This window comes from Actinomycetes bacterium (genome assembly GCA_022599915.1).
GTDB lineage: Bacteria > Actinomycetota > Actinomycetes > S36-B12.
In genome coordinates, this window is sequence record JAHZLH010000027.1 from 30,842 (window position 1) to 57,228 (window position 26,387).

General features: G+C 61.8%; 20 protein-coding genes. 8 read left to right on the forward strand and 12 right to left on the reverse strand.

Features of this window, described 5'->3' with window-relative positions; translation table 11 throughout:
• Positions 1-43 precede the first annotated feature (43 nt).
• Together K0U62_05265 and K0U62_05270 are read right to left on the reverse strand one after the other, a co-directional pair.
• The gene (locus K0U62_05265; protein MCH9800934.1) at positions 44-1,405 is read right to left on the reverse strand and encodes an FAD-binding oxidoreductase; all 1,362 of its coding nucleotides are present in this window, start codon (positions 1,403-1,405) and stop codon (positions 44-46) included.
• 62 nt (positions 1,406-1,467) lie between these two features.
• On the reverse strand, positions 1,468-1,626 hold the full coding sequence (locus K0U62_05270) for a hypothetical protein (protein ID MCH9800935.1): 159 nt from the start codon (positions 1,624-1,626) through the stop codon (positions 1,468-1,470).
• 233 nt (positions 1,627-1,859) lie between these two features.
• Between K0U62_05270 and K0U62_05275 the strand changes: the two genes are divergently transcribed.
• Positions 1,860-2,735 carry a hypothetical protein gene (locus K0U62_05275; protein MCH9800936.1) on the forward strand — a complete coding sequence of 292 codons (876 nt, stop codon included), beginning with the start codon at positions 1,860-1,862 and terminating at the stop codon, positions 2,733-2,735.
• Between the two features lie 4 nt (positions 2,736-2,739).
• Here K0U62_05275 and K0U62_05280 read toward each other — a convergent pair whose 3' ends face one another.
• Positions 2,740-4,269, reverse strand: coding sequence for an amino acid permease (locus tag K0U62_05280; GenBank protein ID MCH9800937.1), 1,530 nt, complete (start codon positions 4,267-4,269; stop codon positions 2,740-2,742).
• A gap of 210 nt (positions 4,270-4,479) precedes the next feature.
• On the opposite strand from K0U62_05280, the gene K0U62_05285 reads away from it, so the two are divergent.
• Positions 4,480-5,235 (forward strand): aquaporin family protein, encoded by a 756-nt coding sequence (locus K0U62_05285; protein MCH9800938.1) that lies wholly within the window; start codon positions 4,480-4,482, stop codon positions 5,233-5,235.
• Between the two features lie 61 nt (positions 5,236-5,296).
• Positions 5,297-6,649, forward strand: coding sequence for an AarF/ABC1/UbiB kinase family protein (locus K0U62_05290; protein MCH9800939.1), 1,353 nt, complete (start codon positions 5,297-5,299; stop codon positions 6,647-6,649).
• Between the two features lie 18 nt (positions 6,650-6,667).
• On the opposite strand, the gene K0U62_05295 is transcribed toward K0U62_05290, so the two are convergent.
• The 4 genes from K0U62_05295 to K0U62_05310 are packed head-to-tail and all read right to left on the reverse strand — an operon-like array spanning position 6,668 to position 15,928.
• Positions 6,668-8,740: an ATP-dependent DNA helicase UvrD2 gene (locus tag K0U62_05295; GenBank protein MCH9800940.1), complete on the reverse strand. Its 2,073-nt coding sequence runs from the start codon at positions 8,738-8,740 to the stop codon at positions 6,668-6,670.
• Positions 8,737-9,660, reverse strand: a complete 924-nt coding sequence (gene nudC / locus K0U62_05300) for an NAD(+) diphosphatase (protein MCH9800941.1) — start codon at positions 9,658-9,660, stop codon at positions 8,737-8,739. The genes K0U62_05295 and nudC overlap by 4 nt, the downstream gene beginning before the upstream one ends.
• 59 nt (positions 9,661-9,719) lie before the next feature.
• Complete coding sequence (locus tag K0U62_05305; protein MCH9800942.1) at positions 9,720-12,803, reverse strand: ATP-dependent helicase; 3,084 nt, start codon at positions 12,801-12,803, stop codon at positions 9,720-9,722.
• Entirely contained in the window at positions 12,803-15,928 is a 3,126-nt protein-coding gene (locus tag K0U62_05310) for an ATP-dependent helicase (GenBank protein ID MCH9800943.1), read from the reverse strand. Before K0U62_05310 ends, K0U62_05305 begins: the two co-directional genes overlap by 1 nt.
• 396 nt (positions 15,929-16,324) lie before the next feature.
• Here K0U62_05310 and K0U62_05315 point away from each other — a divergent pair, with 396 nt between their 5' ends.
• Both K0U62_05315 and K0U62_05320 read left to right on the forward strand, forming a co-directional pair.
• Positions 16,325-18,907, forward strand: a complete 2,583-nt coding sequence (locus tag K0U62_05315) for a lysylphosphatidylglycerol synthase domain-containing protein (protein MCH9800944.1) — start codon at positions 16,325-16,327, stop codon at positions 18,905-18,907.
• Between the two features lie 46 nt (positions 18,908-18,953).
• Positions 18,954-19,415, forward strand: a complete 462-nt coding sequence (locus K0U62_05320) for a (4Fe-4S)-binding protein (protein MCH9800945.1) — start codon at positions 18,954-18,956, stop codon at positions 19,413-19,415.
• An 18-nt stretch (positions 19,416-19,433) separates the two neighbouring features.
• Here the strand turns inward: K0U62_05320 and moeZ are convergent, their stop codons facing one another.
• Together moeZ and K0U62_05330 are read right to left on the reverse strand one after the other, a co-directional pair.
• Positions 19,434-20,624, reverse strand: a complete 1,191-nt coding sequence (gene moeZ, locus K0U62_05325) for an adenylyltransferase/sulfurtransferase MoeZ (protein ID MCH9800946.1) — start codon at positions 20,622-20,624, stop codon at positions 19,434-19,436.
• 203 nt (positions 20,625-20,827) lie between these two features.
• Positions 20,828-21,748 (reverse strand): alpha/beta hydrolase, encoded by a 921-nt coding sequence (locus K0U62_05330; protein MCH9800947.1) that lies wholly within the window; start codon positions 21,746-21,748, stop codon positions 20,828-20,830.
• Positions 21,749-21,840: 92 nt separating this feature from the next.
• Between K0U62_05330 and K0U62_05335 the strand changes: the two genes are divergently transcribed.
• Positions 21,841-22,464 (forward strand): TetR/AcrR family transcriptional regulator, encoded by a 624-nt coding sequence (locus K0U62_05335; protein ID MCH9800948.1) that lies wholly within the window; start codon positions 21,841-21,843, stop codon positions 22,462-22,464.
• 10 nt (positions 22,465-22,474) lie between these two features.
• The gene (locus tag K0U62_05340; GenBank protein ID MCH9800949.1) at positions 22,475-22,756 is read left to right on the forward strand and encodes a DUF3107 domain-containing protein; all 282 of its coding nucleotides are present in this window, start codon (positions 22,475-22,477) and stop codon (positions 22,754-22,756) included.
• Positions 22,757-22,827: 71 nt separating this feature from the next.
• Here K0U62_05340 and K0U62_05345 read toward each other — a convergent pair whose 3' ends face one another.
• Positions 22,828-23,493, reverse strand: a complete 666-nt coding sequence (locus tag K0U62_05345; GenBank protein MCH9800950.1) for a ferritin-like domain-containing protein — start codon at positions 23,491-23,493, stop codon at positions 22,828-22,830.
• Positions 23,494-23,633: 140 nt separating this feature from the next.
• Here K0U62_05345 and K0U62_05350 point away from each other — a divergent pair, with 140 nt between their 5' ends.
• Positions 23,634-25,211, forward strand: a complete 1,578-nt coding sequence (locus K0U62_05350) for a DEAD/DEAH box helicase (GenBank protein ID MCH9800951.1) — start codon at positions 23,634-23,636, stop codon at positions 25,209-25,211.
• Between the two features lie 70 nt (positions 25,212-25,281).
• On the opposite strand, the gene K0U62_05355 is transcribed toward K0U62_05350, so the two are convergent.
• Positions 25,282-25,602, reverse strand: a complete 321-nt coding sequence (locus K0U62_05355; GenBank protein MCH9800952.1) for a hypothetical protein — start codon at positions 25,600-25,602, stop codon at positions 25,282-25,284.
• Positions 25,602-26,369 (reverse strand): AAA family ATPase, encoded by a 768-nt coding sequence (locus tag K0U62_05360; protein ID MCH9800953.1) that lies wholly within the window; start codon positions 26,367-26,369, stop codon positions 25,602-25,604. Before K0U62_05360 ends, K0U62_05355 begins: the two co-directional genes overlap by 1 nt.
• Between the last annotated feature and the right edge of the window lie 18 nt (positions 26,370-26,387).

Sequence of the window (26,387 nt, forward strand, 5' to 3'; positions counted from 1 at the left end):
GTCCTCCTTGTATGCCTATCCTGCCGCGCCCGGGATCCCTAGCTCAAACCGGCGTCACACACTTGTCGTACAGCTCCGCAAACCGACTGTCTGGATCGTAGCGCTGCTTGAGTCTCCAATAGTCGTCGCCACCGTAGATTCGGTAGAACTCGTCTCGGTCGTAGAACGAGGTTGAGTACAACGATTTGCGGCCACCCAGTCTGGTCACCTCGGCTTCAATAGCCCGGTTGATGGCACCATCCTCGGGGTCACCACCGTCAGTGCGCGGCACTGTGGACCAGAAACCTACATTGACGTAGATCTTGCTGGGGTCAAAGGAGTACAACGACCAGTAGGCATCCGGATCACGTTGCTGCAACGGGCACAGCCATACCGGTGAGATGCCTACTTCCCGATCGAAGAACTCCAAGAACTCGGGTAGTGCCTCGATCGGGATTTCCACATCTTGCACGACCGGTTCCCGTGGCGGCAGGCCGCGACGAGAGTCCAATCGGGCAGAGAACTGCAGCCGTCGGTCTAGCGCCACTAATTTCCAGTAGACGTCGCTGCGTAACAGCGATTTCGGCCAGAACCGACGGATCATCGGATTTTGCGCACCCATCGCCCGGGAACACCAGAACCAGTCGGTGTCCCAACGCCACAGATAGTCGTGGGTAGTCAGCCGGTCACTGCTGCGCTGCTGCAGCGACCGGTAGTAGATCTGCATTCCGGTGTAGTCCGACGCTGGGCCGGGATCATCCGTGTACCGCCCCAAGGTCACATAGGTCTCGCCTGGACCAAAAGCGGTGCCATCGATGAAGTCCACCTGTAGGCCGTCCCAGGTCCGTTCACGGGCGACTTGGGTCAGCACGGCGGTTGCTTCGGTGTAACTGGTACAGGGCACGTGCGTTAGCGCGACGTAGTCGGCAACTGGCTCGACTTCGATCTCTAGCCGTAGCGCGTAACCCAAGCTGCCATACGAGTTAGGAAAGCCGTAGAACAGGTCGGCGTACTCGCCGCCCGGTTCTGCGCGGACTACCTCTCCTGTTCCGGTGAGCACGTCCATCGCCACTACGGTTTCGTGCGGGCAGCCGTTTCGAAAGCTCGGAGATTCAATGCCGAGGCCGGTCACGGCTCCGCCGAGTGTGATGGTGCGCAACTGCGGCACACACATGGGCGAAACGCCGTGGGGAAGTGTGCGAGCCACCAGTTTCTCGTAGGTGGTGAGCCCACCAACCATGGCTCGCCGAATGTCGGGATCAACCCAATAAACGCCATCGAAGGCGGAAAGGTCCAGCGCTGCCTCAGCGTCGCGCCGATACCGGAAGAGGTTAGAGGTCTTTTTGCTCAGTCGGATTGGGCGATCCGCAGGCCAATCAGCCACCGTCCGACTAGCCACAGCGGCAGCCGCAGCGAAGTCCGGCATCCTGTCCGAGGGCCGGGCCGGCGGAGCGCCCGAGGCCAACCCCCGAAGCGCTCCGCGCGAACTCATGCCTTGCCCAAAATCCGATTCACTTTGGTGTCGCACTCGGGGCACTTGCCCTGGGCCATGCGGGTGCCCTTGGCGTTAACGACAACCTGGCCAGTGAAATCGCGCTTTTCCTTGCACTTCACGCAGTAGGCGGTACCGCTGTACTCCTCAGCCATGCGTCCTCCTCAAAACGGTAGTTTTACCGCTGAAATCCTACGCACCAACCCACCAGTGATACGCACTGGGGCATTTTCCGTCACTATCTCACCGGCAGCAGCCATCTGCTGGTCGCGCCAGAACCTGTGGATATCTATTGGTGGTGTCAGCAGATCGCGTGGCAGCATGCCGCATGCCTCAACCGTTCCACACCGCAGCTCCTCTACCCAGTCGTCCCCGCCTCAACCCCGCCGTGCCGGTTATTCCATTGGCAGACGGGGTCATCCAAGTGGGATGGTCGCGACGCTATCGATTCTTCGGGGCGGAAGCCGCCGCCGTGACGGCTAGCCTGCCACCCTTGCAGCAACAACGACGACTCCGCGACTACGACGACCAAAAGCTTGCGGGATTGGCGTTGCTGCAACGCTGCGGAGCCCTACAATCCGGACGTTGGCCAACAGGCTGGGATCGTCATCCAGACGCCGATCGCGCGCGACTGCGTGGTTTAGTGAACTCACTGGCGAGTACCGATGCCGCCGATCTGGTGGCAGCGCGATCCCAACACCGGGTGTGGGTCAGCGCGCCTACCGGTTGGGACACCCTGCATAGCGGCTTGCAGCGTTTGAACCTCTCCTTAGCGACGACTGCTGCCGACGCCAGCATTGCCGTACTCGTCGGTGCCACCGGGTTCCAACAGATTAGTTCGTTGATGCGCAACGGCACGCCCCACCTGGCGGTGTCGCCACGAACGGACTCGATTCGAATTGGGCCGCTGGTCGTTCCTGGCAAAAGCGCCTGTCTGCAATGCCTGCAGTTGACCCGCACCGAGCGGGATCAGCACTTTCCCGTGGTATCACTGCGGCTGGAGAACTACCTGGCGGTGGAACGAGATCAGGTACTCGTCGAACAAGCGTCACTCGCAAGTGCCCGATTGGTCAGCCGCGCTGTCGATGCGGTCGGCAACGGGAGTTGGGGTAGCGCCAGCGACGGGGAACTACCCAACGATCTCACCGACATGATCGGACGGTGCTGGACCGTGACGACCCGGAGCCCAGAAAATCGGGCGACTCCGCTTGCGCGTCACCCGTTATGCCCGTGTTGGTGGCAGCCACTTCCCGTCGCGAGCTGACGTTTCAGGCTTCTTCTTCGCGCGCTTCCGCAGCCTTCACCTCGTCGGTCTGAGCTAGGGCTTGCTCGGCGACGCGTTCATCCATCAGGGCACCAGCACGAGTACGGGAATAGGAAAAGAAGACGACCATCCCGATAGCGAGCCAGGCAAACAACCGCAGCCAGGTACTCAGCGGCAGTGTCGCCATAATCAGCAGTGAACTCACGATCGCCAAGATAGGGATGGTGTAGCCACCGGGAACCTTGAAATTCCGGGGCAAATCTGGCCGAGTCCGCCGAAGTACCATGACCGCGACTGCGACAATGATGAATGCCAACAACGTGCCGATGGACACCAACTCGACAAGGACACTTGACGGCAAGACTCCGGACATCACGGCCGCTGCCACACCACACAGCAAAATACTTCGCACCGGCGTTCCCGTTTTCCCACTAACCCGACCAAACATTGCCGGCAACATCCGGTCTTGCGACATGCGCATCAAAATCCTGGTCTGCCCGTACAGCAGTGCCAACACTGAAGCACCCAGTCCAATGACCGCGCCGACATCAACGACGTCCCCGACCCAGCCAAGATTTACCGCATCAAGCGCAGCAGATAGGGCATTGGCTTCGTTAAGGACCGTATAGGAGACCAGCCCAACCAGAACCGCACCAACCATGACGTACAGCCCGGTCGCGATCCCCAACGAACCTAGGATGCCAATGGGTACGGTTCGGCGCGGGTTCTTTGCTTCCTGAGCAGCGGTACACACCACATCAAATGAAATGAAGCCATAGAAGACCAGGCCAGCCGCAGAGAGCACCCCGGTCCAGCCGAAGTCCCCGAAGGTACCGTCGTTCTCCGGAACAAAGGGCTCATAGTTGTCACCGCTGATGGCCGTGGCACCGACGACGATGAACAGCAGCAGCGTCCCGACTTTGATCAACACCAGGAAGGTCGTTGCCCGGGCGGACTCCTTGGCTCCGGACGCTAACAGGGAGGTGACGAGCAGCACCAAAAGTACCGCGGGCAGATTAATCCAGCCAGTGGGCTGATCACCTGATCCCGCGACTGGAGCAGCTAGGAGTTCCTGCGGCAGTGGCAGTCCCACCTCTTCCATGAGGTTAGCGAAATAGGCAGACCAACCACTGGCGACGTTGGCCGCACCAAAGAGGTACTCAACGAGCAGATCCCAACCGATCACCCAGGCAACAAAAATACCCAACGCCGCGTAGGCATAGGAGTACGTTGAACCCGCTAGCGGAATCATCCCCGCCAGTTCCGCGTAGGACAGCGCGCTAAACCCCGCCACTACCCCGGCAATCAAGAAAGCGATGACCACCGCAGGCCCAGCTCGGGTCGCTGCCGCTTCACCTGTCACGACGAAGATGCCAGCCCCGACCACCGCAGCAACCCCCATAGCGACTAGTGAGAAGGTGCCGATAGAACGGCGCAGACCGCTGGAGTCGGCATCGGCCTCCATGATTGTGGCATCGATAGCGCTCTGCGGCGTTCGATGTGAATGCAATGCTGACGGCTTACTTTGCGACATCGCCCTACCTCACACTGCTGCCATCCAAATACTCAATCCAGAGCAAGACGGTCGCGCAGTTCAACGACTTTGCTTCAAGATGTCAGATTCCCATCGACGTCGCGTGCCGACGCTCATTCTCAGCCGACCACCGTGATAAGCGGCCATTCTGTTTCAGCAAGGCATGGCGCCAACAGGCATCACGAGTGCCAATCTCACTAATCTGCCGCCATGGATAAGTACTCCAACGGCGTGCTGTTTCTCAGCGAATTCGTAGGGACCGCACTGCTGTTGCTAATCGGTGTCGGTGTCTGCGCGAACACGACGCTAAAGAAAGCGTTCGGGTATGGCCGCGACTGGCTGCTTATCTCGATGGGCTGGGCGTTCGGCGTTTTCGTCGGCGCCAGTGTCGCCTGGCGGTCCGGGGCGCAACTGAACCCCGCCGTGACCATTTCACAGGCTATGAGCGATTCCATGGAGTGGTCGCTGGTGCCGATGTTCCTAGTGGCGCAACTGCTGGGTGCCATGACCGGTGCAGTGCTGGCCTACTTGGTCTACAAGAAACAGTTCGACACTCACGACGAGCCCGAGAACACTGGTGGCATCTTCTTCACCGGGCCATCAGTACCTTCACCACCGTGGAACATCGTTTCTGAGGCGATCGGTACCTTCGTGCTGATCATTTGGGTGCTGGAAAGTTCCCCGTTCACTATTGGTATCGGTGACGCGATCGTGGCGGACAACACCCAATCGGCATTGAGCTACGCCGCCGTTGCTTTCGTAGTGTTAGCTATCGGTGCGTCTCTTGGTGGCGCTACCGGCTATGCGATCAACCCCGCCCGCGACTTGGGCCCCCGAATCATCTACACGATCCTGCCGATCAAGGGCAAAGGCTCATCCAACTGGAGCTACTCGTGGGTCCCGATCGTTGGTCCCTTCGTCGGTGCAGCGGCCGCCACCGGGTTGTTCTGGTTAGGACAAATATGACCGCTCCGGTCGCCGCAGCACGACGATGAGCGCAACCGGCGTGATTGGGTAACAATGGGCTATGGCCGAAGTCCCAAAGCGTGCGATCAGCCGTAGCGCCAAGATGGCTGCCCTTCCGTTGGGCCACTTCGGGCGTACGGCCGCCGGTTGGGGTAAGCGCCTGGGTGGTAAGCCAGCTGAGGCGGTCACTGCGGAGATGCAGCAGCGCACTGCGGCCCAGGTTTTTAAAGTCCTAGGAGAGCTTAAGGGCGGGGCGATGAAGCTCGGCCAAGCGATGAGCGTCTTCGAGGCCGCGCTGCCGGAGGAAATGGTGGGCCCCTACCGGGCTACGTTGACTAAGTTGCAGGAAGCAGCACCGCCACTGCCGATGTCCACGGTGGATGACGTACTCACCGATCAACTTGGAGCGGACTGGCAGTCACGGTTCGCGGAGTTCGACGAGAATCCAGCCGCCGCTGCATCTATTGGTCAGGTCCACCGCGCGACCTATCGTGACGGCCGAACCGTGGCAGTCAAGATTCAGTACCCTGGCGCCGCGAAGGCACTAGCCAGCGATCTGAACCAGATGGTGCGTATGGGTCGATTGATGGGCTCATGGATTCCTGGGATCGAAATGAAACCGCTGCTGGAGGAACTCCGAGAACGGGTCTTGGAGGAACTCGACTACCTCGCAGAGTCGAACAACCAACGAAAATTCGCGGTGGCCTTTGAGGGCGATCCCGACTTCTTAGTGCCACACATACTGGCGGCTGCGCCACAGGTACTCGTGAGCGAATGGGTGGATGGCACCCCGATGTCGCGGATCATTGCGGAAGGAACCCGAGCCGAACGGGATCGTGCGGGCCTGTTGTACCAACGTTTCCTGCTGTGCGGCCCGGCCCGAGCAGGTTTGCTTCATGCTGATCCTCATCCCGGGAACTTCCGACTCACGGCGGACGGAAAGTTGGCCGTACTCGACTTTGGTGCCGTCGCCCATATGCCCGGCGGACTGCCGCCAGCTATCGGCCGGATGTTGCGCATCGCCTTGCACGGTGATGCCGAAACGGTGATGGCTGGGTTGCAGGAAGAGGGCTTCATCCGACCTCACATCACCATCGATTCCGAGCGCCTACTGGACTACCTCAGTCCCTTCATCGAACCTGCCGAGGTTGAAGAGTTTCACTACTCTCGGGAGTGGCTGCGGGGGCTGTTCGATCGTGTGAAAGACCCGACCCGACCTGACTTCGCCGTGGGCCTGAAAATGAACCTCCCTCCCTCCTACGCGCTAGTACATCGGGTGTGGGTGGGAGCTACCGGGGTCGCCTGCCAACTAGACGCATATGTCCCCATGCGGGCAGAGATGGAGCGCTGGCTACCTGGCTTCACCGACGGAGAACTGCCGCCGGTTCGAGAACCAGTAGACGTTACCGACTAACGATCGGTCCACGGCAACTCATCGAGACGGTGGCTCGGGCGTCTGCGTACCGACCGCCTGCACCATTCCCAGTAAGTCGTCCGCGTAGCGGGTCATCCGGTCGGTATTCATCCCAGGGATCTGCGCAAGTGCGGCTGCATCTTGTGGCAGGGTCTCTGAGATGCCTTGCAACGCCGTAGAACTGAGCACCGCGTAACTGGGCACACCTAGGGCAATCGCGGTCAGCCGCCGCCACTGCTCCAACTGGGCGAGCAACAACTCATCAGCGTTACCTGGGCAACTGCGACAGCGCCCTAGCCCTCGTTCGATTCCGGTGACCAGCGCACTGCCACAGACTCGACAGCGGGCGGGTGGGCGCTGCTCACCGGCTCGGCTGTCCATACCAGCGGGGGTCACGCGATCGGACAGATCTAGCACCGCGTCCGCTGGAGTACCGACTGGTGCGATTCGATCAAGCAGTGGCGAGATTCGACGTCGTCCGGCGGGTCGGCCAGCAGCACCCCAGGTAATCATCAACCGGTGACGGGGCCGGGTGACGCCAACGTAGACCAGTCGTCGCTCCTCTTCCAGTTCCTCCGCGTTGACAGCCGACAGCGGCAACATGCCGTCCCAGGCGCCAATCAGGAAAACCGTGTCCCATTCCAGTCCCTTGGCCGAATGCAGTGTCAACAGGGAGACGCCTGGCGGTCGAGGCGGATCTCGGTCAGCGCCACGTCGCTCTAGTTCCGCCACAAGTTCTGCACCGGTACCGATCTGTGGCACTAGCCCGGCTAGGGCCGCTAGCGATTCCCACCGCTTTCGGCCCGCCGCACCGTCAACTGGCTCACTGCCATGCGCCATCGCTGTAGCCACTTCTTGCCAACATTCGGCCGCAGACTTCGCTGGCCCGGTGCGCAACTCCCCTCGAATCCGAGTGATTGCTTCCCGCACCTCCGCACGGTCGAAGAATCGCTCCGAGCCATACACCGCATAAGGAATTCCGCGGGCCCGCAACGCCTCCCCCACCGGTCTGGCCTGGGCATTGGTGCGAAACAACACCGCCATCTCGCGATAGTCGTGGCCGCCGGCGCCCAGCACTTCGATTTCTGCCGCCACTCCAGCCGCCTCTGCCGCATCACTGGGGTACTGCAAAACTTGGACTGAACCAGCCCGATCACTTGTGTCCGGGCGCAGTTGCGTGGCTCGAGGGATACCGGCCCCAACGGTGTTTGCTACTTCAACGATCTGCGGTGCGCACCGATAGGTAGTTGGTAAGCGAACGACGGTGGCACCGGGGTAACGCTGCGGGAACGACGCAATCAACGTAGCGTCAGCCCCAGCGAAACCATAGATCGCTTGGGCCGGGTCACCTACGGCACACAATTGACCACGGTCTCCGAGCCACAAGTCCAAGAGCCGCTGTTGCAGCGGGCTGACGTCCTGATACTCATCGACAGTGAACCACCGATATTGCCGACGAACGCTTTCCCGCACGTCGCTGCGACTTTGTAGCATGCCGATGGTGATGAGCAACACGTCAGCAAAGTCAATGACTCCGGCGGCGCTCTTGGCCTCTTCATAGGCGCTCATGGCCTGAGCAATACTGCCCGGATCGATACTTACTGGATCGCGTTGCATGCCGGCGGCCGCAGCCGCATAATCGGCTGGGTCGATGCACCTGGCCCTCGCCCAATCCAACTCCTCGCCGAGCAGTTCTGGTGGAATGTCGGTGCCGGCTCGCTTGATGGCCTGTCCTAGCAAGACTGACCGATCACCAACCAGTCGAGCTGGTTCACCGCCGATGACCTCACCCCAAAAGTGCCGAAGTTGCCGCAGCGCTGCGGCATGGAAGGTTCGAGCTGCCACCCCGGTTACCCCCAGCGCAGCCAATCGGCCTCCCACCTCACCAGCGGCACGTGCGGTAAATGTCAGTGCCATTGCTCGGTGTGACTCGATCGCACCGGTACGGACCCCGTAAGCCAGACGCCGGGTGACCGTCCTGGTTTTTCCGGAACCGGGACCGGCGACAATCAGTACCGGCCCGTCGTGCGCGGTGGCGGCCTCGCGTTGTTCTGGGTTCAACCCGTTCAAGATCTCCGCTGGGTCGCTCATGGCCGTGACCACTCCCCGGGCAGTTCCGCGCCGTACCACTGCTGAATCAACCAACGGGAAATGCTCAACGCTGGTGGTAGCCGAATGTCCCCGGCTGCGCTGGCGGCCGCGAGAGCATCACGAGTGACCCAGACCGCTTCCTCGATTTCGTCGCCATCCGGCTGCGGCTCGGTGAAATCCACTCGGGCATGGAATCCAACCATCAATGAGTTGGGAAATGGCCACGGCTGACTACCCAGATGTTCCACCGCCACAACCTTCAAGCCCACTTCCTCAGCAACCTCGCGAGCCACTGCTGCCGCCAAGGTTTCGCCGGGTTCCACGAACCCTGCCAGGGTGGAAAACCATCCCGTTGGCCAGCGTTTGCGGCGACCCAACAACGCTTGGTCGCCACCGTCATGCACCAACATGATCACGGCCGGATCGACCCGCGGAAAATGACGAGTACCGTCCGCGGGGCAGCGGCGCTGCCAGCCCGCTTCTACCTGCTCGGTAGCGGTGCCACATCGGGGACAGTAGCCATGACTGCCATGCCAGTTGGCCAGCGCGACCGCGCCGAACAACTCCGCGGCATCATTGCGCTGCAGCTCCCGCAGCGGCAACCATGCAGCCGATCCGGTCGCAGTTGGATCTTCGGCCAGCACGCTGGCGGGGTCGGTGGGAAGGGCGACGGCAAAGCGAGCGTGCCCATCAGCGTCAACGCCCAGCAACACCCAGCAAAGCCGCTCGTCCGGCGCGGCTGAAGTCGGCAACCACTGGGGACGATCATCGTCTCCCACCGCGATCTGCCCCTCGCGAATCAGAACGATTCGGCTGTCTGGGTCTTGCCAGCGTTGTTCAACCCAATCGGTCTCACCGCGTTTGTCCGCCACCGGGTCCCACTGCGGGCCGGGCGGCACCGAACCGATCTGGCTTTCCATCCGCACAGCCTAGACAGCAGCGCGCGATCGCGGAAGCCCGGAGTCGGGTAACCCCATCGCTACTCGGTGACTGGGAACACCAGCTCAGGGACATCGACGGCCGGCAAATCGTCAAAGACTCGTTCACTGCCGTCATCGAGCTGTACAAAAACGCCTCGAATCCGCTCCGGTGGACTGCCAGTAGCTGCTGCCCAGGCGGCTTGGTAGACCGACAGTTGCTGCGGGTCAGCCCGCTTCAGCGAACCGGTCTTCCAGTCCACCACTTCCCAATCAAAGTCAGCATGATCACAGCGGAACACCGCGTCGATCCGCCCCGTCAACACCACTCCAGCCGTTTCAATCACAAAGGAATGCTCGACGGCGGCTGGTTCCATCTCCGCAAATCGGGTCTGCGCGAAGAGTTCCTCAAACTCACGGTTCTGTGCTGCTTCGGTCTCATCCCCCATCCAGTCGGCCAGATCGAACAACTCCTGTTGGCCCATTCGCTGCTCGACGTAGGCATGAAACTGGGTGCCGCGCTCAGCTGCTGCTGACGGGCGCGTGGGCATCGGTCGAATCAGATCCGCTAGGAATCGTTCCGGATCCTTGCGCCACTGCAGCAACCTGCTGACCGACAGCACCTCGGGGAGTCGAACGAGTGCGGCTGTGTCTCGTTCAGCTTGCCGCAGCCGCAGCAACCCTTCGATCTCGTCCTGCCACGGACCAGCAAGCAGTTGATTCGCAACCTCTGGATCCTGCTGCAACTGAGTGAGGGTGCGATTTACCTCGTCGGCCAAACTGACCGCTTCGTCCGCTAACGACGTCGCCGGCCAGGTAATCAATGGCTGGTCCGGTCCTACAGCTCGTGGATCATCACCGGGCTCGTCCTGCCATGTGTCAATCACTCCGCCGGTCTCGCGACACGCTTGAGCAATCCGGAGCAGGTACGGCGACGGCTCTCGGGGTTTCTGTTGATCACCCCACCAGTGGCTGGAGGCGATCAACTCGTGTTCGGCTCGAGTCACTGCCACGTAGGCCAGCCGGTCCTCATCCAGCCGATGTTCCTCAGCGCACGCCTCCCGATAGTCCTTCTCATCCGCGGTGGTGGAATCGGCTGCGGGGAAGCCCAGTTTCCGGCCCACGTCCGGTTCATCGGGGGCTACCGGCGGGATGGCACGACTACTCGTGGCCCAGCGACCACCGCGCATGCTCGTGGGGAACTGCTTATCCCGCAGGAACGGCAATACGACTACCGGGAATTCCAAACCTTTCGCCGCATGCACCGTCATGACTCGTACCCCGTCACCACTGGGCACCTCTCGTGAGCCGGGACTGTCATCGAATCGCTGGCAGTCCGCAAGGTAGGCGACAAACTCCCCCAGCGAACGACCACCGCTTAGTGAACGGAATTGCCGCGCCAGCTCCAACAACCCAATCAGCGGCTGCGGCAATCGTCCAGACCCCGGCGGAATGATCAGTGGCGCTAGGAGCTCAATGACTTCTGCGACGATCTCAGCGACCGGACGCTCCCGAAACTTCCCCAACAAGTCGAGTTCTGCCAAGAAGGCGGCGAATCGCTGCCGACCCACCGCTGAGTACTGGTAGAGGTCAGCTGGGCCGGGATCGGATACCGCGTCCAGGAGCGACACCTCCACACTCGACCCGGTCGCTTGCTCGGTCAGCCACGCAGCGCGACGACCCAGCAGCGCCAGATCACGCGGCCCCACCCGCCAACGCGGGCCGCTGAGTTGATGCACTAACTCCGGGTTCGCGTACGGGTCAACCAGCAACTTCAACAGGTCGGTCACCCAAACAACTTCCGGGGTGGCCAACAGTTCCTGCTTAGAGGCAATCTGCAGCGGTAGACCCCGTTCCCGCAGTTCAGCGGTTACTGCCGCAGCCTGACTGTTGGTACGGCACAACACGGCAATATCGGCGGAGCGTCGTTTGGTTATTTGCTCCGTGATTTGCTCCCCGACCCACGCCAGTTCGTCCGCTTCAGTAGCCAACAGCGCGCACCGCAACGCAGCGGGCTGCGCGTCGGTAGCCGGCACTAGCGGCTGCACTTGGTGATGTAGCTGTTGCAGTTCGGCAGCAATCAGATTGGCTGCAGTCAACACCTCCGGACCGGAACGTCGGTTGATTGTCAGGTTGTAAGCCGCGGCGGGTTGCTGATCGGCTCGCGGGAAGTGATGTTGGAACTCATCGATATTGGTCACGCTAGCCCCACGCCAACCGTAGATCGCCTGACAGGGGTCGCCGACTGCAGTGACCGGATGCCCCTCCCCGAAGATGTCTTGCAGGAAGCAGCGTTGCACCCGCGAGGTGTCTTGGTATTCATCCAACAGCACCACACCGAATCGCTGCCGCAGCCGCTGTCGCACCAGCGGAATGGCACGGATGAGCTCCGCCGCGAGCCGTTGAATATCAGCGAAGTCGAGGTATTCACCTGCAATCTTGCTGTCACGTAGTTGATCCACCAAGCGACTCAGCCGAATGCGTTCCGCAGCCGCCTCCGACACCGAACTACGGATGGAGTCAGGAGCGCTCCCGGTCGCCATCAGTTGCAGCAGTTCTTGGTCGAACTCACGCAGTTCGGCAGTATCGGTATCCAGATTGGCTAGGGCGTCGTCCATCGCCAGTATTTTTCCGGCGAGGCCCACTACCGAACCGGTCAACCCGGTAGCGTCAGCGGGCTGACAGGCAACCCGGTAGGCCAACCGACTGCGCTGAGCGTCGGTGAGCAGCTGCGCCTCTTCCTCTACCCCCAGTAGCGCACCAAACTCGTTCAACACCCGGCGGGCAAAGGCGTCGTAGGTGAGCACCGTTGGTTCTAGTTCGTCAGCGCTTCGATTCCCTGGCAGCAGTTCGAGCCCGCGCCGCACTCGACTGCGTAACTCTGCCGCAGCCTTATTGGTGAAGGTCAACCCCAACACTTGCCCTGGTGGCAGCGCCCCGCTACCGACCAGCCAAACCACTCGTGCGGCCATGACTGCGGTTTTACCGGTACCCGCGCCAGCCACGATTAGTTGTGGCGCAAGTTCCGCGGTTGCCGCTGCCAACTGCTCTTGGCTGTACGACAACCGGAACAGTTGGGACAGTTGTTCTGGTCGCTGCAGTGCTGGCCCGTCACTGGCGGAACCATCACGATTCTGGTTCGTCACTACTGGCCTCCCTGTGCTGGACAACTGTCGCGGAAATCGCATCTGGCACATTGGGCGCCGGGGTGCGCAGGAAACTCTTCCTCACCCACGATTCGGACGAGATCGGCGGTGTGAGCTAGCTGCGTGTCGATGTCCACCGACTCCTGCTGCCTTGTGGCTGGCTGCGGATTGTTCTTACCGGCATCGAGACGCAGATAAACGAAACCTGCCCCGTCAACCGGTTGACCGTCATCCTGTTCCAGCGCTAGCGCCAACTGATAGGTAGCTAGTTGTTGATTGCTGGCCGTATCAGCTTTGGAGTGCGCAGTGCCTTGAGTCTTGAAGTCCCACACTCTGGCCGTGCCATCCTCGTCCCGCTCGACCAGGTCGATGGCGCCTCGTAGCCGCACTTGTGACTCGGAGTCGGGCAGGGTGAAAAGTTTGTCCAGAGCGCGTTCCGATTCCACTAAATGCCAGCGGTCGGTCAGCCACAGTTCGGCTCGACGAATGGCTGCGAGCGCTTCGTCTCGTTGCATCGCCGCGCTCCACTCGGCTTCATAGCCATCATCGGTCCACAACTGCGCCAGCAACTGCTCTGGGTCGAGGTCTTGTCCCGCTTGTCGAGCCTTGATGAGCTCAGACACCGCCTCGTGCACGATCAAGCCGAACTGGGCCGGTGTTCCCAGCGGGCGACCGCCTTTGGCCTCACGACCCAAAAACCACCGCAGTGGACAGTCGGTCAGCCCCTCGATGGCTGAGGCAGACAAGCGCATGGGCGCGTCGTCACGGCGAATCGGCGCCGGCGCAGAAGTCCAATCACTGACTCCCGGCCAGCGATTAACATCTGCTGCCGGCACGAGGGCGGCCGCTCCGTCGCCCGCATGTGCGAGTCGCGCGAGCGACCGCGCTGCCGCGCTGCGTTGTGCTGGATCCGCGGCGACATCGCGCAACCTCGCGATGAGTTCAATCGGGGTTTGCGGCTCGGCAGGGTGTCCGGACACTCGCTGCCACCCGCTACCGAGTTCAGCCACCAGAGTGGCGGGTGGATCGTCCACGCCTCCTGCGGCACATAAGACCACATCCGCGCTGCTGCGTCCCAGCGCCATACCCAACAGTCGCCGATCTTCCCCCAGCGGCGCCGGTGCTGGCAGCGGCAGCAACTCTGAGTCCGTCAATCGACCCAATTGGAACAGTCCATCAGCCGGATGGCCGCCACCAAAGACCGATTCCTGCACACCGGTCACCATGACCAGTTGCCATTGTTTACCCTTGCTGCGGCGCAGCGACATCACCGCAACTGCATCCCGATAAGACTGCTGCTGTAGGTCTGGTTCGGCGGCGATTTGCTGGGATTCCACCTCAGCGAGGAACGCTCGCAACCCTCGGGTCCCGCCCCAGCGTTCCGGTGCACGTTGTGCCATCCGAAACAGCTGCATCACTGCATCCAGGTCGCGATCCGCTGCTATCCCGGCGGCACCCGACTGCAGCGCACGTTCCCGCAGTCGCCGCGGCCAGGGCCCATCCCACAACGCCCACAAAACCTCCGCTGGCGGTCGACCTTGTCGTTCGAACCGGGCCGCAGTCGCGAGCCGATCCACTAACGCCTCAATCCGATGCGACAGATACGGGAGCCGCTCGGTCAGTTCAGCCCGCAGCTCGGCATCGGTGCAGACCTGGGCCAACGTCACTGGCGCTACTGGATCCGCGTCCAAGACCTCATCTGTAGGTCGCGTCCGCAGCCAGCGACGTAATGCCCGCAGATCGGCCGGCCCCAGCCCACCTAGTTCCGAACTCAGTACGTGTTCGACTTCCTGGGAAGACAACGAATCTCGCCCCCAATCCAAGCTGAGTCGGGCGGCCGCGATAACTGCCGCCACTGCCGGTTGCATCACCAGCGGTAGATCATCGCCTGGCACGCTCACCGGTATCTGCGCCCGACCCAGACTGCGGATGAGTTCGGGTAGATCTTGCGTGGCGGAGGCTGACAGCACCGCCATGTCACGCCAGGGAACTCCGGCCGCACGCGCCGCCCGCAGCCGAGCGGCTATATGAGCCGATTGCGAGGTTGGATCATCGAACTCCAGTAGCGCCAACTCACCTGGCACTTCGTCAATGATGGCCGGACTGCGAAGCGGCCGAGCTAGGTCCGCCGGCAACCCGGGATACCAGCGATTACCAAGCAATTGAGCTCGGGCATCCCGTAATTCTGCAGGTCCCCGGTAGCAGCGAGACAACACCTGACAGTGGCTACTGCGGGCCAAGTCCGCCAAGACCGCCGGGTCAGCGCCTCGGAAAGACCAGATGCTCTGGTCGGGATCACCAGCGGCAATCAACTGACCGTCCGTGACTAGTACGGCTCGCAGCAGTTTCAGTTCCAGCGGGGCTAGGTCCTGCGCGTCATCGATGACAACTGCGGCGAAGGGTTGCCCCCGCCACACCCCTGACTCCACATAGCGCAGCGCCCGCAACACCGCCTCGACGTAATCGACCGACCCTTCCCAGTCCAGCACCTGCAGGTATTCGTCGACGAATCTCGCAACCGCGAGCCAGCCGTGATCCTGTTGCGCGGCTGACACCCGCGCCAGTTCCGCAGGATCCCACGCACGCAAACGCACATGGGACACTGCTCGGCGCAGTTGCCGGGCAAAGGCTCGGGTACCCACGGCGGTGGACCACTCGGCTGGCCAGCTCGGCTGCTCCGGATCTGCGCCCAGATCTGCGTCCGCGGGTGCTGCACCAGCGAGAAGTTCCCGGATCCGAACCTCCTGTTCCGGAGCAGTCAACAGTCTTGGTTGCGGCTGACCGGTTTCGGCCAGGATGGTTCCCGCAAGTCCGACGACGGTCGAGATCCGCGGCGCGATCCCAGGAAGTTCCTGAGCTGTTCTGGCTTGCCAGGAGCGCGCCATTGATCGGTCATGGGTAATGCCTAGTACCCGATCTGCACCGAGCCGCGAGGTCAATCCGATGCTGGCCGCTTGCACGGTAGCGGACTTCCCGGTGCCAGCACCGCCGAGGAGTAGAACGGAGGTAGTCGTGTCGACAACTGCCTGTTGGACGTCATCCAATTGCATCTCGGCCGTCGCGAGCCCACCGGCCGCCGCCTGGGCCAGCTCATCCGGCGAACGATGGGAAGGCTCTGCCGCCATAGTACTAGCACCCCATTCCCGATCTCTGTCCTGACAGCCCCTCGCTAACGATGAGCCACTTCTCCGGTCACCGGCTAGACGACTTCCACTGCGGCAGCACAGCAGGCCCAGAGCTAGCCGCGCTGGGTGATGTGCTTCACTGCCCTGTCCTAGGAGCAACCATTGCGACCCTAGAACGCCAGTGCCTCCCGTTGCCAGCTTTTCGCCTGGGGGAATGACTACCCGCATGGCCCAATGCCAGGCTTTCCTTGGTTGCCCGCTGGTTGCGTCCCGCTGTTGCCTGCCTCAGCTTTTTCCTCAGTTGTTTTCCTCAGCCGCCTTCCGCAACGGCCCTAGTTCAACACGACGGTCCGACACGCCTCGGCTTTCACAAGTCGAGCGTGCAAAGATCAGGGAATGACCACCGCCGATCAGGGGTCCCGACCCCCCGCAGATTCAGTAGAATCTGCGGCTTCCGGATCGGCGGATGAGGCACTGGCGGCTCCCGCTGACGGCGATGCAACTGACACTGCGATGACCGAAGTGATCCAGCCGAGCGGGACAGCGACCCAGCCGAACTCCGGCCAAGCAGTCACCCCGACACCCGATTCGGCAGATGGTGATACCGGCGAAAACACGCTGGTCATCGAAGACGGGGTTATTAGTAAGCGACTACGCCGCCCCATGGATCTGGTTCGGCTGGTCGCGGCGGTGGCAGCCAGTATCGCCGTCGCTGCGCTGGCCTACTTCGCGACTAATGCCACCTCAAGCCTGGGCGAGGAGGTCTCCGCGGCCTCCCGCAGCCTGCCGGAAATCCTCGTGGGCCTCCTACGCCTCATCGGGAACCTAGGATTGCTGGCGCTGCCGGTGGCATCCGCCGTCGACCTGCTCCTGCGCGGCCGCGGTCGGCAATTGGTCGATGCCCTCGCGGGCTTTTTCCTCGCAGTAGTTCTACTCCTCGGCGCGCAGCTATCCATCGAGTACTTTGAGCTGTCCCGGTGGCAGGTCGCGCTGGCGGGCAGCACCAGCCCCAACGACACTCCACTCATTCCGCTGTTCGGCGGCTTGGTGGCTTACATCACCGTGGCACGGTTGATGGCTCGGCGACCCTGGAACGCCTTCTCGATTCTGGTCGTTGTATCGCTGGGAGTACTGATTGTCACCGCGGGCAGCACAGCTCTGGCGGGGCTCGGCCTGTCGGTGTTGGTCGGCTGGGCAGCGGGCCTGCTGACGCGGTACGCGCTCGGTACCCCGACCACTCGACCGAGTGGTGTGAAGGTCGCACAGACTCTCGAACGGGCCGACCTGCCGGTAGTGGTGTTGCGGGCCACCGAAAGAACCGGCATGGGTCGGATGTATCTGGCCACGAGAACCTCAGGCCCCGCCTTAAATGTGATCGTGCTCGACCGCGACTTGGAAGGCGCTGGCCTGATCCAAGATTTCTGGCGGTCGCTGCGCCTGCGCGAGGATGCCGGCAGTCGTAGTTTCAACATGCGCCGCACGCTGGAGCAGCGGGCGCTGCTCTCTTACTCAGCACAGATCGCGGGTGTCGCCACACCACAGTTGTTGGCCGCTCGCGAAGTCTCAGCTGACTCCTGCTTATTGGTTTACGAAAAGACCGCCGGCCGCCGACTGCAGGAACTGGCCGTCGATGAAATCACCGATGCGATGCTAGACGAAATCTGGCAATCAGTGGCACAACTACGGGCTGCAGGTATCGCTCACCGCGCTCTCAACTCCCATAACATTCAGCTCGACACTGCCGGCAGTGTCGAGCTACTACGCATCGACAACGGCAGCGTGGCCGCCAGCGATGTATCCCTGCGCATTGACCTCGCGGAACTGCTGTGTTCGCTAGGGCTCCTGGTCGGCGCAGATCGAGCTGTCGCATCCGGACGTCGGGTGTTGGGCAGCGACGTCATCGCTAAGGCACTTCCGGTGCTGCAGCCAGTTGCGCTCAGCAGCGAGACCAAAAAGGCGGTGCGTAAGAACAAGGACCTGCTGGCACACATCCGAGATGCGCTCATTGAGGTGCAACCGGACGCAACCGTCGAACAGATTGAACTGGAGCGGATCAAGCCGCGCACGGTACTGATGATTGCTGGCGGCACGATCGCGGTATACGTACTGTTGTCGCAGTTGGCCAATGTTGATCTGGTTGGCCTGTTCCGGGACGCCTCGTGGTGGTGGGTCGGGCTCGCCTTCGCGGCCTCGCTACTCACCTACCCAGCGACAGCCTGGCAACTCAGCGGTTTCGTGCCAGAGAAGCTCAAACTGCTGCCCACAACCGCAGTCCAACTGGCGGGCGACTTTGTCACCTTGATCACCCCACCAACGCTTGGTTCAGTCGGGGTCAACATGCGCTACCTCACCAAGATTGGTATCCATCCAGTCCTCGCCACCGCGAGCATCGGGGTGTCGCAGGTGGGCGCGTTTATGGTGCATGTGCTGATGCTGATCGGCTTTGGTATCGCTGCCGGTACCCAGGCAGCTAGCAGCGGTTTCAGCTTTGAACTGCCACCGGTCGCGGTGATAGCAGTTCTCGCAGTTCTGGTCGTCATCGTGGTGTTGGCCATGCTGCGGCCAGTCCGCACAGTGGTGTGGAAGCGTATTGGCCCACTGATGAAGGAAGTCGTGCCGCGAATGGTGACGGTGGCACAACGACCCTGGAAAATCGTGGAGGGCGTGGGCGGCAGCGCCTTGGTCAATGTCGGCTACATCCTCTGCCTCGCCGCTTGCGTCGAAGCTTTTGGCGGTGAACTGAGCTTGCCGCTGGTAGCACTGGCCTATCTGGCTGGCTCAGTCATTGGACAGGCGGCACCCACTCCCGGCGGTTTGGGTGCGGTGGAAGCCGCTATCGTCGCGGGCCTCACCTTCGCCGGCCTCGATGCTGGCATCGCAGTCTCATCGGTCTTGCTGTACCGGGTCATCACCTTCTGGTTGCCGGTGGCTCCCGGGTATCTCACCTTCAACCTGTTGCAGCGCAAGGGCTATCTGTAGCCCCGATCCGGTTGCGACGCTGCACAGAGAGCGAGAGGCTCGGCACATGGCAACGCGCGACTATGACCAAGGCGAACTGACTGTCCACTGGGATAGCGGTAAATGTATTCACTCGGCTAACTGCATTCGGGCTGCGGCCAAAGTGTTCCGTCCGAAAGAGCGTCCGTGGATTGACGTGTCTGGCGCCGACGCCGAAACGATCGCCGTAGCCGTCGATACCTGCCCGACTGGAGCAATCTCCTATACCTGGCACAACCAGGAAGGCCGCCCGACCGGTGCGGAGGCACCCGCAACCGCCGCGCAAGTGGACGTTGCCATCAAGGTGACCGCCGATGGCCCCTACGAGGTAGCGGGCCCGGTTCGAATCCTGGACGACGATGGCGGCTGCATTGAAACCACGGACAAGACGTGGCTGTGCCGCTGCGGCAACAGCCAAAACAAGCCGTTTTGCGATGGCTCACACCGTACGGCTGAGTTCTCTGACCCGCGCGATGATCACGGCGGCTAACCCACGCGGCGGGGCGGCTCAATAGCTGGGCTTGTGCGGTTCGATCTGATCGACCCAGGCGACCACGCCGCCGCCCACGTGAATCGCGTCGGCAAAACCGGCATCCTTGACCACGGCCAGCACCTCAGCCGAGCGACCACCTACTTTGCAGTGCAGCACGATCTGCTTGTCGTTGGGCAACGACGACAGCGCCGTGCCGTTGAGAAACTCCCCCTTGGGGATCAGCGTGGCACCAGGGATGTTCACGATCTCGTACTCGTTCGGTTCGCGGACATCGATCAACTCGAAGTCTCGTTCGCCGGCCTCGCGTTCCGCCAACATCTGCTGCAGCATCACCACGGAGATAGTGGAGTCCTTGGCCGCCTCGGCCGCCTCATCGGAAACGGCGCCACAGAATGCTTCGTAGTCGATCAACTCAGTAACGGTCGGATTCTCGCCGCAAATGGCGCAGTTGGGGTCCTTACGAATCTTGACGGAGCGGTAGGCCATATCGAGGCCGTCGTACAACATCAGTCGCCCGACCATGGTTTCCCCAATACCGGTCAATACCTTGATGGCCTCGGTGACCTGGATGGACCCGATCGAGGCACACAGCACGCCGAGCACCCCACCCTCTGCGCAGGACGGCACCATGCCGGGCGGCGGCGGTTCTGGGTACAGGCACCGATAGCACGGACCGTGCTCTGCCCAAAAGACTGAGGCTTGTCCTTCGAATCGGTAGATAGAACCCCAGACGTAGGGTTTGCCGAGCAGGACAGCGGCGTCGTTGACTAGGTAACGCGTGGCGAAGTTGTCCGTGCCATCCACGATGAGGTCGTACTGCCCAAACAGTTCCATCACATTGTCGGAGTCGAGCCGTTCCTCGTGGACCTGCACATTGATCAACGGGTTGATCTCTTTGATGCGCTGCTTGGCCGATTCCGCCTTCGACATACCCAACGTGGACTGACCATGAATGATCTGCCGCTGCAGGTTGGACTCGTCCACCACATCGAACTCGACGATGCCCAGCGTGCCCACGCCAGCTGCCGCCAGATACATCAAGGCGGGGCTTCCCAGCCCACCGGCACCGACACATAGAACTTTGGCGCTCTTGAGTCGGCGCTGACCAGCCATACCAACATCGGGAATGATCAGATGACGGCTGTAGCGACGCACCTCATCGACGGTCAACTCCTCGGTGGGCTCCACCAGTGGGGGCAGCGACACGATTTCTCCTTGCTTGTTGCGTTCCAGTCGGGCACCGGCCTCGCCTGTTGCAGATCAACAGCACCGCAGTCGGCAATATTCCCGTGACCCGCAGATCGCAGCGGCGTCCGGTAGTCGGTACGCGGTGCACCGGTCCGCGGAACTACCGAAAGTGTACGAAACATCTTCGACACACCAGAAATGACAACCAGGCAGCGACGCAGCTATGACGGTTCCGCCGCTACCTGCGGACGGGGCGATCCGATCAAATCTCGCCACACGCCCGCCACCATCTCGGGATGCTCCATCTGTGCGACGTGCCCAGAATCGGGGATGACCACGACCCGGGCGTCTCGGAAGCTGGCCGCAAGTTTCGAGGAATTCCGCGGATCGACCAGCCGGTCCCGACGGCCGTACAGCAGCAGAGTGGGTGCGGTGACTTTGCTGACCGCTTCGTGCAAATCAACTCCCTTGCGACCCAACATGGCTTGGACCAGGCCACGAGTGGATCGGGCGAAGGCATCGGCCGGGTAGGACAACTTGTCGCGTCGCTTCACCTCTTCAATAGCCTCGTCCATGCGCTGTGGATGCATCCGGTCCATATCCCCGAAACACACCTCTACCGTGGCGCGCGCTCGAAGATCCGCCGGCACCTGCAAGTACCGCGAGACGATACGCTCCCCGGCACCGGGAACTGCAATTACCGGTAGGTGCACGTTGTTCTTGGTGATCCGACCACCCGGCAAGGCCGGTGAAATGAGCGTCAGGCTACGGATCAACTCGGGATGACGCGCAGCGAGCAGCACCGATATCGCACCACCCATCGAGTTGCCGAACAGGTGGACGGGCGAGCCGATTCGCTCGGTGATCAAGTCACGCACCGCCGAGGCGTGCCCGGGCATGGAATAGTTGCCGTCACGCGGTGGCGGCGACCATCCGAAGCCAGGCAGGTCGATCGCCCAGGAATCCAACCGCCCTGCCATCAACTGCCCCAAGTCGGTCCAGTTCAGGGCAGAACCGCCCAATCCATGCACGAAGACGGCCGGCGCACCACCTCGGTCAACCCGTCGCACCGAGACCATTCGATTGGCCAGCCACTCTTCTGTGACCGGTGGTGGTTGGACTAGCGACTGCTCATCGGACATGAGGTCACGCTATCGCCCGCTCCGGGAGTAGCAAACCGGGCCAAAGCCACGGCAAAGCGGAACAACTTGTTACTGGCGAGTAAGATAGCCAAGTGACCACCACACCCGGACGGGCTGTTCGACTACCCCGCGGCGAGCGCCGCGAGTCATTGCTGCAGGCCGCACGGGAAGTATTTGTCGACTCCGGCTATCACTCAGCAGCCATGGACGACATCGCGCGACGCGCCGGAGTCACCAAACCCGTGCTCTACCAGCACTTCAGCTCCAAACAAGAGTTGTACCTCGCCGTTCTCGACGAGGGAGTGGAAGATGTACTAGCAGCGGTGGGTAAGGGACTTCAGTCCAGCCCGGACAACCGCAGCCGAGTCGCGGCGACTATGGATGCCTACCTCGGTTTCATGGCCCGCGACGATGGCGTCTATCGCCTAGTCTTTGAATCCGATCTGGTGAACCTGCCCGCTGTCCGTGACCGGATGGAAAGCGTCAACGCAGAGTGCGCCCAGCTGGTTTCCCAAGTCATCGCAGAAGACACCGGGCTGTCGGCGGAAGAATCCACCCTGCTGGCATTCGGTCTCATCGGACTCGCGCAAACTGCCGCCCGACAGTGGCTGCGCAACCCACACACCATCGCCCGACCTGACGCTGGCTCACTGCTGGCCTCTCTCGCCTGGCGTGGCATTTCTGGTTTCCCCAAGAACCCCAACCCGGAACAATAGGAGCAACCTCATGACCACCCGTAAAAGGACCACTAGCCGTTCCAGCGCCAAAGCCAGCACCGGCGAGCGCGTCGAAGTTCGCATCGGAGTGCAGCACGCCGCTCGCGAACTCGTACTGGAAAGCGGTGACCCAGCCGGAGTGGAGAAGGCGGTTCAGGATGGTCTGACCGCCGGCGGACTAGTGGAAATCACCGACGTCCACGGTGCCAAGTTGCTGATTCCAGGCGACAAACTGGCGTATGTGGAACTAGGCGCTCCCAGCAAGCCGCGCGTCGGCTTTGGCGCGGGCTAGTCAGCCATCGCCCAGCTCGGAAGAACTACCCACGCGCAACCCTGTAACCGGCAGCATTTTCCCGGGTGCGCTCAGGGGGTCAGCCCCAGACTGACCATCCGTTCACTGTGCCGCTCCGTCAGCCTCGCCAACATGTTGCTGAAATCTGCCAGCCCGGCACCGTCAGAACCAACGCCACCGATCACTAGTTGCGCAAGCGCTGGCCGATCAGCCGCCACCCGCTGCGCCTGCGCCAACGCCTCCCCCATGAGCCGTCGCCCCCACAACGCCAGTCGGCCGGCTGCACCAGGATCCTCCGACAGCGCCTGCTGAACGTAGGGAACGACGAACTCGCCCTGACCGTTGCCCGACAGGACCTCATCAATGAATGCCTTCGTGTCAGGGTCCACCAACTGGGCAATCTCTCGCCCGAAGTCGGCCGCGATGCCATCACCGACATACACCTTCAGCAGCCCTTCCAGCAGATCCCTGGGCGCGGTGTTGTTGTGAAACTCCGCCAGAATCGGGATGTAACTGTTAACCAATTCATCTGGATCGCCACCGAGCGCCACAATGCGATCCCGCACTTGGGTGAAATGGGCGAACTCGCCACAGGCGATAGCTCCCAGTTGGGCCTTGGCAGACAAGCTGGCAGACAGCGCGGAGTCCTTGGTCAGGTTCTCGAAAGCAAACAACTCCCCGCAGGCAATTAGGCCCAACAAATCGAGGACAGCAGGGTCATCTGGGGTGGGTGACATGGCAGCAGCCTAGCCATCTCAGCCCCCGGTATGGCGAACGGCGTAGACTAGGCCTAACAGCGCCGCTACCGCGGATCAAATATCCACGCGAGACGTCTTCTCGCCGGACAGGCCGGCGCCCCACGATTTTCGGAGAACATGTGTCGGAAGACAAACCCACCATTGAAGAACAACCCACCTTTGCTGAGCTGGGCGTGCGCGAAGAAACCGTGCGCGCGCTGGCAGATGCAGGTATCGAGCGCGCCTTCCCCATTCAAGCGCAAACCCTGCCGCTAGCCCTTGGCGGAGCCGACCTGATAGGTCAAGCTAAAACCGGCACCGGCAAGACTCTCGGCTTCTCAGTGCCGATCGTGCAGGGGCTGATTGCTCCGGGTGAAAGTGACGCGCCGCAGGTGCGACCACAGGCGTTGATCGTCGTTCCCACTCGCGAACTGGCGATTCAGGTTGCCAAAGACATCGAACAGGCCGGCAGCGTGCGTAACGTCCGAGTGCTTACCATTTACGGTGGTCGGGCATACGAGCCGCAGATTGAAGCCTTGGTCAAGGGAATCGATGTCGTGGTGGGAACACCCGGGCGATTGATCGATCTGGTTCAGCAGCGCCATCTCGACCTATCGGCTGTGCGCTACCTCGTTCTCGATGAGGCCGATGAAATGCTAGATATGGGCTTCCTCCCTGACGTTGAGAAGATCGTGTCCAACGTGTCAACGGAGCGGCAAACAATGCTGTTCTCCGCCACCATGCCCGGCCAAATCGTGTCTCTGGCCCGCCGCTACATGGATAAGCCGACCCACATCCGGGCGATCGACATCCATGATGAGGCGGCCACCGTAGACGCCATCGAGCAGCACGTCTGGCGTGCTCACCCGATGGACAAAATGGAGGTCGTCGCTCGAGTACTTCAAGCGAAGGACCGGCAGTTGGTGATCATCTTCAGTCGAACCAAGCGACGGGCCCAGCGCATCGTGGACGATCTCACCGAACGGGGCTTCGCCGTGGGCTCGCTGCATGGTGACCTCGGCCAGGGAGCTCGGGAACAGGCGCTACGTGCCTTCCGCAGCGGCAAGATCGACATCCTGGCTGCCACCGACGTCGCCGCTCGCGGTATCGACATTGATAACGTCTCCCACGTCATCAACTACGAATGTCCCGACGACGAAAAGACCTACGTGCACCGCATCGGCCGCACCGGGCGCGCCGGCTCATCCGGGGTCGCGGTCACGTTGGTGGATTGGGAGGACATGGCCCGCTGGGCGATGATTGACCGGGCGCTTCGACTTCCGTTCGCGGAGCCCATCGAGACCTACTCCACCTCCGATCACATCTTCACCGGCCTGGGAATTCCCAAGGAAGCTACTGGCACGCTGCCGAAGCAGAATCGCATCCGCGCTGGCCTAGCCGCGGAAGAGATCGAGGATCTCGGTGAGACTGGACGCGGACCGAAGAAGTCGGACAACTCCGGCGGGGGCAACCGCAACCAGGGTCAGGGGGGCCGAAACCGGAACCGAAATCGGAACCGCTCCGGTGGCGGAAAATCCGGTGGCCAAGGCGGAAACGGGAACTCGGAAAAGTCCGGTAACAATAAGTCGGCGACTCAGAGCAGCGGTGCTGGTAACCAGGGTGAGGGTTCGGGCAGTAAGCCGAAGCGCAACCGGAAGCGGCGCCGCCGGTACTCGGGATCGGAAAGTGCATCCTCACCGGTGCCCAAGGATCAGTAACTCCTGCTCTGTGGCCGCCGAGATGAGTAGGCTGCCGGCGAGTGGGTCAGTGGGTCAGTGGGTCAGTGGGTCAGTGGGTCAGTGACAGACTGACCCAGCTGCGCTGTTTGCACGCTGGGCACTTCAACCACATCCGCACCCCGGATCCGGGCGCAATCGCCGGGATACTCGGGAACGCCAACTTCAGCGCTCCACTCCAGCTAACCACCGTGCGCCCTTCGCACTTGGTACAGGTGATGGCGACCGACCCGAAGGTGGGTGGCTCCGGGGCCGCAGAAAACAGCGCCCGCTTTCCTTCTCGATCAGGTACTCGCACCTCACCGTTTTCGATGAGGCTGTCGCGCTCTTCGAGATTACGACGGCGCACTCGATCGAAGGAGGAGGCAGTCATCAGCGGTCCCCCTCGGAATCAATCAAATTGCGGGCTAGGGTGCGGTAGGCCTCCGCCCCTCGGGCACGCTTGGCCGTCGACAGCACCGAGCGGCCTTGTGCCGGAGCCTCAGCGAACCGAATCGACTTCGCAATCGGCGGGTCCAGCACCGGCAAATCGTAACGTTCACCAATGTCCTCAATGACCGCACGGGAGTGATTGGTGCGGGCATCAAACAACGTCGGGAGTACCCCTAGCACCCGCAGTTTCGGGTTAGTGAGCCGCTGGACGTCCTTGACGGTATCTAATAGTTGACCGACCCCGCGATGGGACAGGGTCTCGCATTGCAGCGGAATCAGGACCTCATCTGCAGCGGTCAGCGCATTGATCGTGAGTACTCCGAGAGAGGGCGAGCAGTCGAAAATGACATAGCCATAGTCACTGGCAATGTCCTCAAGGGCCAGCCGCAGTGTGTGCTCCCGGCCAGTTCGGGTCAGTAGGTGCGCTTCGGTACCAGCCAGATCGATCGTGGCGGGCAGCAGGTCCATGCCGTCATCGGTGGGGGTCACCACCATCCCGGCGCCGACCCGCTCCAGCAGCACGTCATGCAGGCTCATATCCAGGGTCTCTGGATCCAAACCCAGTGAGAAGGTCAAACATGCTTGCGGATCCAGATCCACTACCAGCACCTTCTGACCCTGCTCAGCCAAAGCGGCGCCGATGGAAGCGACGGTGGTGGTTTTGGCCACCCCGCCTTTCTGGTTGGCGACAGCGATTATTCGCGTCATATCTGCTTACCCCTCACG